The 7,906-nt window shown below is 64.9% G+C and carries 9 protein-coding genes and 1 riboswitch; of the genes, 8 read left to right on the top strand and 1 reads right to left on the bottom strand.

All coding sequences use genetic code 11. From position 1 onward, the window contains the following. Positions 1–1,377 (top strand): hypothetical protein (locus VGE27_RS14050; RefSeq protein ID WP_331050299.1); only part of this gene is annotated, 1,377 nt, incomplete at its 5' end. 18 nt (positions 1,378–1,395) lie between these two features. Here the strand turns inward: VGE27_RS14050 and VGE27_RS14045 are convergent. Beyond that, entirely contained in the window at positions 1,396–2,619 is a 1,224-nt protein-coding gene (locus VGE27_RS14045; RefSeq protein ID WP_331050298.1) for a pyridoxal phosphate-dependent aminotransferase, read from the bottom strand. A 146-nt stretch (positions 2,620–2,765) separates the two neighbouring features. Here VGE27_RS14045 and VGE27_RS14040 point away from each other — a divergent pair, with 146 nt between their 5' ends. The 7 genes from VGE27_RS14040 to VGE27_RS14015 all read left to right on the top strand — a co-directional run. Beyond that, positions 2,766–3,485: a hypothetical protein gene (locus VGE27_RS14040; protein ID WP_331050297.1), complete on the top strand. Its 720-nt coding sequence runs from the start codon at positions 2,766–2,768 to the stop codon at positions 3,483–3,485. Between the two features lie 52 nt (positions 3,486–3,537). Beyond that, positions 3,538–3,644, top strand: a riboswitch (TPP riboswitch). Positions 3,645–3,692: 48 nt separating this feature from the next. Further along, positions 3,693–4,514: a hydroxyethylthiazole kinase gene (gene thiM, locus VGE27_RS14035; protein ID WP_331050296.1), complete on the top strand. Its 822-nt coding sequence runs from the start codon at positions 3,693–3,695 to the stop codon at positions 4,512–4,514. Further along, positions 4,511–5,980 carry a bifunctional hydroxymethylpyrimidine kinase/phosphomethylpyrimidine kinase gene (thiD, locus tag VGE27_RS14030; RefSeq protein WP_331050295.1) on the top strand — a complete coding sequence of 490 codons (1,470 nt, stop codon included), beginning with the start codon at positions 4,511–4,513 and terminating at the stop codon, positions 5,978–5,980. Before thiM ends, thiD begins: the two co-directional genes overlap by 4 nt. Position 5,981: 1 nt before the next feature. Next, positions 5,982–6,746, top strand: a complete 765-nt coding sequence (locus VGE27_RS14025) for a 3-oxoacyl-ACP reductase (RefSeq protein ID WP_331050294.1) — start codon at positions 5,982–5,984, stop codon at positions 6,744–6,746. Positions 6,747–6,790: 44 nt separating this feature from the next. Further along, the gene (locus VGE27_RS19505) at positions 6,791–7,084 is read left to right on the top strand and encodes a type II toxin-antitoxin system RelE/ParE family toxin (protein ID WP_345788027.1); all 294 of its coding nucleotides are present in this window, start codon (positions 6,791–6,793) and stop codon (positions 7,082–7,084) included. Then, entirely contained in the window at positions 7,050–7,421 is a 372-nt protein-coding gene (locus VGE27_RS14020) for a HigA family addiction module antitoxin (RefSeq protein WP_345788026.1), read from the top strand. The genes VGE27_RS19505 and VGE27_RS14020 overlap by 35 nt, the downstream gene beginning before the upstream one ends. A gap of 26 nt (positions 7,422–7,447) precedes the next feature. Next, positions 7,448–7,906: acylglycerol kinase family protein (locus tag VGE27_RS14015; RefSeq protein ID WP_331050292.1), on the top strand; the 459-nt coding region annotated here is incomplete at its 3' end.

The following is a 7,906-nucleotide window of genomic DNA, read 5'->3' as shown; positions in this document are numbered from 1 at the left end:
GAGCGCAACGCGTGGCTGCGCAACACGGTGCTGCTCATCAATCCCATCTACAACGCCGATGGCAACGAGCGCGTGAGCGTGGCCAATCGTGGCAGTCAGGCGGGCCCGGTGGGTGGCATGGGCACGCGCGAAAATGCGCTGGGGCTCGATCTCAATCGTGATGGCACCAAGATGGAGACGGCCGAGGCGCGCTCCATGGCTCGGCTGCTCACCGAGTATCAGCCGCATGTGGCGATGGATCTGCACACCACCGACGGCAGCTCCAACAGCGGCTTCAACATGACGTACGAAACGTCGCTCAGCCCCAACAACTCGAAGGCGCAAATGAGCCTGCTGCGCGATGAGTTGCTGCCGCAGATCACCAAGGCAGTGAAGGCCAAGCACGGGTCGGACTGGTTCTACTATGGTGGTGTGTCGGGCACTGGCGCCGAACGCGCGTGGCGCTCCGACGCGGAGCTCGCCAAGCCGCGCTACACGTCCACCTACTATGGTGTGCGGAATATCCTGGGCCTGCTCACCGAGGCCTATTCGTACGCGTCGTTCAAGACCCGCATCACCGAGACGTACTGGTTCCTCGAGGAATCACTCGACTTCGTGTCGAAGAACAGCACCCGCGTGCGTGAAGTCGTCGCTGCGGCCAATGCAGAATCCATCGTGGGTCAGCAGCTCGCGGTGCGCCAGCAACTGGTGAAGGCGCCGCAGCCGTACGAGATCGTCTTTGCGCCCACCAACTCGGTGCGCAATCCGTACGTGGCCGATCGTCCGTATCGCATGCGCCCCGATGGCAACACCAATCGCACCACGGAAATGCTGCCGTTCTTCGGCACGGCCGTGGCCACCGAAACCAGTGTTGCGCCGCGTGTGTGGGTGATTCCGAATGTGTCGCAGGAACCGGCCGGCTCCTCGGCGCCGGCTGCAGCGCCTGCACAGGCGGCTGGTGCACCGGGCGGCGCAGGTGGTCGCGGCGGCGCACGTCCGGGTGGCTTTGGTGCGCCGGGTGGTACGCCCACGCAGCGCATGATTGCGAGTGTCGCCGATCGACTCGATGCGCATGGCATCAAGTACACGGTGACCGAGCGCGACATGGCGTTCACGGGTGAGCGGTTCCGCATCACCGGCAACACGCTGGCCGAACAGAACTATCAGGGCACACACCGCGCGCGCACGCTGACGGGTAGCTGGGAAGCCAATCAGCAGACGCTGCCGGCCGGCTCGGTCATCATCAGCATGGAGCAGCCGCTCGCGCGACTGACGTTCTTGCTCATGGATCCGCGCTCCGACGACGGCTTCATGTGGTGGAACATCCTCGACCCGGTGCTCGGCGTTTCGCCGGGGCCGCAGTACTACCCGGTGCTGCGTTCGATGACCGCGCCCTGAGCGGGCATTGAACGCACCTCAGGCGCGATAGCGATCGATCAACTGTGCGATGCGGTGGGCCGCCTGGACTGCCGCATCGTGGTTCTGTGAAAAATTGAGGCGAATGCTGTCGGTGCTCTCCGGGCTGAACTCCGTCCCCGGGGTCACCGTCACGCCGGCCTGCACACGCAGCGCACGCACGAAGTCGAACAGCGGTACATCCAGTGCCGGCAGCTTTGGGAAGAGATAGCTGCCGGCCTGCGGCGCACGCACCACCAGTCCGGGCACGGTGGCGAACACGCCGAGCAGCTCGTCGCGCAGCGCTTGGTGCAGGGCGATGCGATTGTGCAGCCAGCCATCGGGCTCGGCGAACCAGGTGCGCAGCACGGCCTGCGAATATCCCGGCGCGCGCAGCGACACGATCGCCTGCAGCTTCTCCATGCGGTCGATGATGTGCGGCGCGCCAAACGCCACACCCAGTCTATACCCGCTCAGCGACTCGGTCTTGGACGGACCCATGATCGTCACGACCTGATTCCCGTCGATACTGGACGCGCGCAGGTGTGTGTATGTGCTGCCCGTGTACAGCAAGCGCGAGTACAACTGATCGACGATCACCGTCGCGCCATACGTGGTGGCCAGTTCGGCGATGCGCGCGACTTCTGCGTGCGTGTAGACCACGCCTGCTGGATTGTTCGGGTTGGAGAAGAGGAAGGTCCTCACACCCGACTTGAAGGCGTCTTCGAGCTGGCCGAGATCGAGACCCGCGCCATCGGTGTGCGCGAGGTAGTCCATGCGAACCGGCACGACCACACCGCCCAGAAACTCCACCAGCTTGCGATTGGCGAAGTAGTCGGGACGCACCACGGCCACGCGATCACCGGTGTTCACCGTGGCCCCGAGCGCGAGAAACAGTGCACCCTGAGTGCCCGGCGTGATGATCAGTTCATCGGCACCGGACACCGGTTTGCCCGTGAACCGCGTGAGGCGTTCGCCCAAGCTGTCGCGCAATTCGGCACCGCCACGATACTCGGTGTACGCCTGCGAACCGCCGCGCTCCACACCCGCGACAAATTCCTCGAACGCGCCGGGTGTTGGTGCGAAGGCGTCGTCATTCACGTCACCGTGCGAGAAGTCGACCGGCGTTCCGGCGAGCACATCGCCACGCAGGGCCGAGTGCTGTGCGACCCGATCCTGTCGGACTTCCTGTCCGGGCGCATGATCGGTGCCGAGTCGGGCGAACTTCTCACTGATGGTGAGCATGGGGCGTTGCCTGTGGTGAATGGTGGGTTCGCCTGAACGATAACGTCCTGGTGTGGGGGTACGCACATGCGTGTTCGAGGGGTGCCTCCCATGGCCTCTCATCCGGCGGTAACATTTGTGCGTCGCTTGATCACTTGAGGTTGTCGATGCGGATCACTGTGAATCGTTCCCTGCTTTTCATCGGCATGTCGGTGCTCGCCCTGATGGCAGTGGCGATCGGTTTCGGGCGCACCTATGTCGCTCCCATGGCGGGAGGCACGTTCGAGGCGCCAGCGATCCTTCATGTACATGGCGCATTGGCGATGGCATGGGTGCTGCTGTTCGCCGTGCAGCCGATACTGATACGTACGCGTCATGTGAGCTGGCATCGTCGTATCGGGCAGTTGGGGATTCCATTGGCAGCATCCGTGGCAATCACCATGATCCCTGCTGGTGTGGTACAGGTACGTCGCGAACTGTCCCTGGGTCTCGGTGATGTCGCGATATCTGCGGTGCTCGGTGTTTTTACATCGGGCCTGCTATTTGTCCTGCTGGTGGTTGCCGGCCATCTGCAACGTCGAAATCGCGAGGCGCACGCACGTTGGATGTTGCTTGCCACGTTGGTGGTGATCTGGCCAGCGTGGTTCCGATTCCGTCATTGGATGCCGTGGGTGCCGAATCCGGAGTTCTGGCTGGCTTTTGTACTGGCCGATGTATGGATTCTCGTGGCCATGCTGCACGATCGAATTGCGCGTGGGGCGGTGCATCCCGTGTTGCTGTGGGGAGGACTGGCCGTGATAGCCGAGCAGGGCGCAGAAGTGTTGCTGTTCGATTCGCCTGGGTGGCGTGCTGTGGCGCGCGTCGTGTGGTCGGTGGTGGGCCCATGAGTCCGCTCGGCTGTGAAGACCTCTTCCCCCGAAGTGACGGGCTATATTTCTGGGTATACGACAGGGGCGTCCCGTTGATCAGTAGATCGGCGAGGCTGAGAAGCACCCTTTGAACCTGACCCAGATCATGCTGGCGTAGGGAGTCGCGGCCACCGTCCGGCATCGTCCGCGAGTGGCGCGCGTCTGTCCTCGCTGGCTGGAGGACACATGGACGCTCCAGTCTCGACACCGCCCCGCCTCTCGCCCGCCGACGCCCTTGCGGCGTTGCGCGCGTCGGCCCCGCTCACGCAGTGCATCACCAACTATGTGGCGATGCAGATGGCGGCGAATACACTGCTCGCCGCCGGTGCGGCGCCGGCCATGATTCACACGGTCGAAGAGAGCGGTGCGTTCGCTGGCATTGCGCGCGCGGTCACCATCAACATCGGCACACTGTCGCCCGCCTGGGTGGACGGCATGAAGGCGGCCATCGACGGCGCCACCGCCATGGGCACACCGTGGGTGCTCGATCCGGTGGCGCACTACGCCTCGGCGTATCGCGCGTCGGTGGCCCGCGACCTGCTCTCGCGCCTGCCCACCATTCTGCGCGGCAATGCATCGGAGATTCTGGCGCTCGCTGGTGGTAACACGGTGGCCCGCGGTGTGGACGCAGCCGATCCGGTGACGGCAGCGAGTGCAGCCGCTCGTGCGCTGGCCCTGGAGCACGGCAGTGTGGTGGCGGTGACGGGCCCGATGGATCTGGTGACCGACGGAACGCGCGTGGCGATGATCACCGGTGGTTCGCCGTGGATGCCGCAGGTCACGGCACTCGGCTGCTCGCTCACCTGTCTCATGGGCGCGTTTGCGGCAGTCGCTGCTCCACTCGAGGCGACGGTGGGAGCCCTGGTGTTGTTCGCGGAAGCCGGCGCACGCGCGCACGAGCAGAGCAAGGGACCCGGCTCGTTCGCGTGGCGATTCCTGGATGCGCTGGCGGCGGTGACGCCGGGCGACCTCACCGACACGACGCGTGTGTCGTGGAGCGCCGCATGACTCGTGACGTGAGCATGATGCGCAATCGCCTGCGTCTCTATCTCGTCACCGATCCGGAGCTGTGTGCCAAGGCAGGGCTGCTGCACACGGTGCGTGAAGCGGTCGCTGGTGGTGTCACCATGGTGCAACTGCGCGACAAGACGGCCACCACGGAAGAGCGCATTGTGATGGGCCGAGCGTTGATGGAAGCGCTGCAGGGAACGGGCGTATCACTCATCATCAACGATGATATCGACGCGGCGCTCGCCATCGGTGCGCACGGGGTGCATGTGGGGCAGTCGGACCTCACACCGCAGGCCGTGCGTGCGCGCATGGGTCCATCGGCCATTGTGGGCCTGTCGTGTGAAACAGTGGCGCAGGCGGCTGCCGCCGATCCGCTGCTCGTGGACTATGTGGGCATGAGTCCGGTGCTGGCCACGCCCACCAAGCCCGATCATGCAGCGGCGCTGGGCTTTGCGGGGCTCGAGGCGGCGCGGGCGGCGACGACGCTACCGGCGGTGGCCATTGGCGGCATGCATCTCGAACACGTCGCGCGAGTGATGCGCACTGGGGTGGATGGCATTGCGGTGGTATCGGCGGTGTGTGGACAGCCCGATCCCCGCGCGGCGGCGTTCGCGCTGCGTCGTGCGATCGATGAAGAGCTGAATGACACCATGCGCTCGCGCATTCCCAACGCGCTCTCCGTTGCGGGGTCGGATCCATCGGGTGGTGCGGGCATACAGGCCGACCTCAAGACGTTTGCCGCGCAGCAGGTGTACGGCATGGCGGCACTCACCGCACTCACGGCGCAGAACACCCAGGGTGTGTCCGGTGTGCATGTGGTGCCGCCAGCGTTTGTGCGTCAGCAACTCGACGCGCTGTTCGACGACATTCGTATCGACGCGGTGAAGATCGGCATGATCGCCACTGCCGACATCGCCATCACGGTGGCCGATGTACTCGCCGAGCGTATGCGCGGACCGATCGTGCTCGATCCGGTGATGATCGCCAAGGGTGGCGCCGAGCTGCTGCGTCCTGATGCGGTGGACGCGGTGCGCACGCGACTGTTGCCGCTGGCCACGGTGATCACACCCAACCTGGCCGAGGCCGCGCACCTGCTGGACAGGCCGGTGGCAGCAACGCGCGATGAGATGGAAACGCAGGCCACGCTGCTGCGCGCGCTCGGGCCGCAGGCTGTACTGCTCAAGGGTGGTCATCTCGCGGCAGAGCGCAGTCCCGACTGTCTGATGACCGCTGAGGGCGTGCACTGGTTCGACGCACCACGTGTGTCCACCGCCAACACGCACGGCACGGGTTGCACACTGTCCGCCGCCATCGCTGCGGGTCTCGCCGGTGGTGGTGACCTGCACTCGGTGGTGCGCGCTGCCAAGCAGTACGTGACCAACGCCATCGCGTCGGCGCATCAACTCACGGTCGGTCATGGCCACGGCCCCACGCATCACTTCCACAATCTCTGGAACCGCTGATATGTCGCATTTACTGCAGGATCAGGTTGTCGTCGTTTCCGGTGCGGCGCGTGGACTGGGCGCCGCCATCGCATCGGCGTTTGCGCGTGAAGGCGCGCAGGTGGTCATCAACTATCGATCGAGCCGTGAACGTGCCGAAGCGCTGGCGGCAGAATTGGGGCCACGCACCCGAGCGCTGCAGGCGGATGTGCGAAACGCCGAACAGGTGAGTGCACTGTTCGATGAAGTGCGCCGCACGATGGGGCCCGTCACGACGCTCGTGCACAACGCCATCGCCGACTACGCGTTCAATGGCGATGCGCGCGATACCATCACCACACTCACCGCGGACCATCTGCTGGATCAGACACGCACCGCCTGTGTGGGTGCGCTCACGTTGCTGCAGGCGGCCATCCCAGATATGAAGGCGACCGGCTTTGGTCGGGTGATCACGATTGGCAGCAATCTGGTGCAGCATCCGGTGGTGCCGTATCACGACTACACGGCGGCCAAGTCGGCGCTGTTGGCACTCACCCGCACGGCGGCGGCTGAACTGGGGCCGCAGGGGATCACGGTGAACATGGTGTCGGGCGGGTTGCTCAGAACCACCGACGCCAGTGCCGCCACACCCGATGCGGTGTTCGATCTCATTGCGGCCGGTACGCCGCTGCGCCGGGTTACCACGCCCGCGGAGCTGGCGGATGCGGTGCTGTTCTTCGCCAGCCCGTGGTCGCGGGCCGTGACGGGACAGAACCTGATCGTGGACGGGGGGCTGGTGTTCGGGTAGGGCACACATAGCGTGCTATCATATGGTCCGCTATAATAGATAGTGTGATACGCTCCTTCAGCGACTTGGCCACCGAGGACCTGTTCAACGGCGTCGATAGTCGCCGTGCCCGGCAAGTGTGCCCCAGCACCCTGTGGCCCGTGGTGGCGAGAAAGTTGACCCAACTCAATCGGGTCCGCGATTTGCGGGAGCTGGCGGTGCCGCCCGGGAACCGCCTTGAAGTGTTGAAGGGAGCGCGACGCGGGCAGCACAGTATCCGCATCAACGACCAGTACCGGATCTGTTTCCGGTGGGAGGACGGTTATGCCGACGATGTCGAAGTCACGGACTACCACTAAGGCGGTTGCGGGGACGTCGCTGGTGCAGCGCCGCCTGCCCACGCATCGCCCTCCTACTCATCCGGGAGAGATGTTGCTGGAGGAGTTTCTCAAGCCGCTCGCGATCTCGCAGTCCGCGTTTGCGATCCAACTTGGCGTGTCCTTCCCGCGATTGAACGAAGTGATCAACGCGAAGCGGAGCGTCACGCCCGATACCGCACTCCGGCTGGCACAGGTTACTGGCATGAGCGCGGACTTCTGGCTCGGTCTGCAGCAGGATTGGGATCTCTGGCACGCGCTCCGCACGAAAGAGGCTGCACAGATCGCTCGTCTGAAGCCGTTGTCTCGCGCCGGATGACAGTTCCTGCAGGGACGCCGTCAGGGATGCAGCGCCCCTCATTCGATGCAGCTGCGCCACTGCAGTTCGTGCTCAACGGCAAGGCGGGCAGCTCCGATAGCGACGATACCCAGACAGCCATCACGTCGGCGCTGGACGCGGCGGGTCGCGCGGGGCGTCTCTGGGTGGCCGGCCCAGGTGAACTGGAGAAGGTCGCGCGCGATGCCACCGCGCAGGCGCAGCGTGAACACTCCGCCGTGGTGGCAGTGGGCGGCGACGGAACGATCAACACGGTGTCGCAGGTCGCACACGCCACCGGTTGTGCGATGGGTGTGATTCCCGAGGGCACGTTCAACTTCTTCGCACGTGAACATGGCGCGCCCACGGAGATCGACGAGGCGTTGTCGTGGCTGCTCGCCGGGCGACCGGAGCCGGTGCAGGTGTCGGCGATCAACGATCAGTTGTTCCTGGTGAACGCCAGTCTTGGTGTGTACCCGGAGCTGTTG

It is taken from the genome of Gemmatimonas sp. (assembly GCF_036405635.1).
Lineage (GTDB): Bacteria > Gemmatimonadota > Gemmatimonadetes > Gemmatimonadales > Gemmatimonadaceae > Gemmatimonas.
The sequence above is the reverse complement of the archived record's forward strand: the minus strand, read 5'-3'. Positions and strand labels throughout refer to the sequence as shown.